At 66.4% G+C, this 1439-nt stretch carries 1 protein-coding gene; it reads left to right on the top strand.

Features of this window, described 5'->3' with window-relative positions:
* The first annotated feature begins 137 nt into the window (after positions 1-137).
* Positions 138-1310, top strand: coding sequence for an IS701 family transposase (locus ABZU25_RS34465; protein ID WP_355033548.1), 1173 nt, complete (start codon positions 138-140; stop codon positions 1308-1310).
* Positions 1311-1439 lie beyond the last annotated feature (129 nt).

The following is a 1439-nucleotide window of genomic DNA, read 5'->3' as shown; positions in this document are numbered from 1 at the left end:
CTAGTAGTGCTTTGTTAGGTCGGCGTGTCGTGGGGTCATCGGAGTCGTCCGGGTAGTTCGATGTTGCGGTGACTCCTGATGAGCTTTCGGTTGTGCGGCAACGGCTTGAGGCGTTCGCCGTGGATGTGTTCACCCCGATGGTGCGCTCGGATCAGCGGGCCAAGGGCGAGACGTATCTGCGGGGGCTGTTGCTGAACGGGCGGCGGAAGTCGATGCAGCCGATGGCGGATCGGCTTGGGGTGGATCATCAGGGGCTGCAACAGTTCGTGACGACCTCGACGTGGGACACCACGGCGGTGCGGATGCGGTTGGCCCGCCGGGCGGTCGAGGTGGTCGAGCCGGTGGCGTGGGTGGTCGATGACACCGGTTTTCCGAAAGACGGCAAGAGTTCGCCGGGCGTGGCCAGGCAGTACTCCGGCACGTTGGGCAAGGTCGCGAACTGCCAGATCGGGGTGAGTGTCCACGCCGTTACCGACACCTCGTCGTGCCCTCTGGATTGGCGGCTGTTCTTGCCGACGTCGTGGGACGACCAGGCTGTTGACGAGGCTGACCGCCCTGATGTGCTCGCTCGCCGGGCCCGGTGCGGGATACCTACCGATGAGCATCACCGGCCGAAGTGGTCGATGGTGGTGGAGATGCTCGATGAACTGGCGGAGCACGGGCTGCGCCCGCCGCTGCTGGCAGCCGACGCCGGCTACGGCGACAACAGCCAGTTCCGCAGCGCTCTGGACGAGCGGTCCATCGACTACATCATGCAGGTCAAAGGCGACGCCCTCGCCCACCAACCAGACGTGCAGCCAGTTGCGCGGGTCTGGTCCGGGCGGGGCCGCCCACCGACGCGCACCGACCCGCGCTACCCGAAGACGGCGGTCAGTCTGGTCGAGCACGTTCGCGCCGCTGGACGCGCCGCCACGGAAACGGTCACCTGGCGGGAGGGCTCGAAGGGCACGATGAGTTCCCAGTTCATCTTCCTACGAGTACGCCCGGCCGGACACCGCGTCGCCCGCGACCCCGACGGCCTCCTGCCCGAACGGTGGCTCATCGCCCAGTGGCCCGACGACCAGGCCGAACCGGTGAAGTACTGGCTGTCCAGCCTGCCCGCCGCCACCAGCCACACCGACCTGATCCGCTACGGCAAGATCCGTTGGCGGATCGAACACGACTACCGCGAACTCAAGACCGGCCTCGGCCTGGACCACTTCGAAGGCCGCTCCTTCATCGGCTGGCACCGCCACGTCACCCTGGTAACCGCCGCGCACCTGTTCATCACCGAACTGCGCCTGGACCCAAAAGCGGCTGCGCCGGCCTGACCCTCTACACGGTCATCCGCGAGCTGCAACGACTTCTCGCGACCTGGACCGGCGCCTGCCTCACCTGCCACCAACCCGTGAAGCCGTTACACCGCAACAAACGCCACAGAACCTAACAAAGCACTACTA

The organism is Micromonospora sp. NPDC005215 (assembly GCF_040607915.1).
Lineage (GTDB): Bacteria > Actinomycetota > Actinomycetes > Mycobacteriales > Micromonosporaceae > Micromonospora.
Note: the sequence above shows the minus strand (reverse complement) of the source record. Positions and strands in the feature narration are given on the sequence as shown.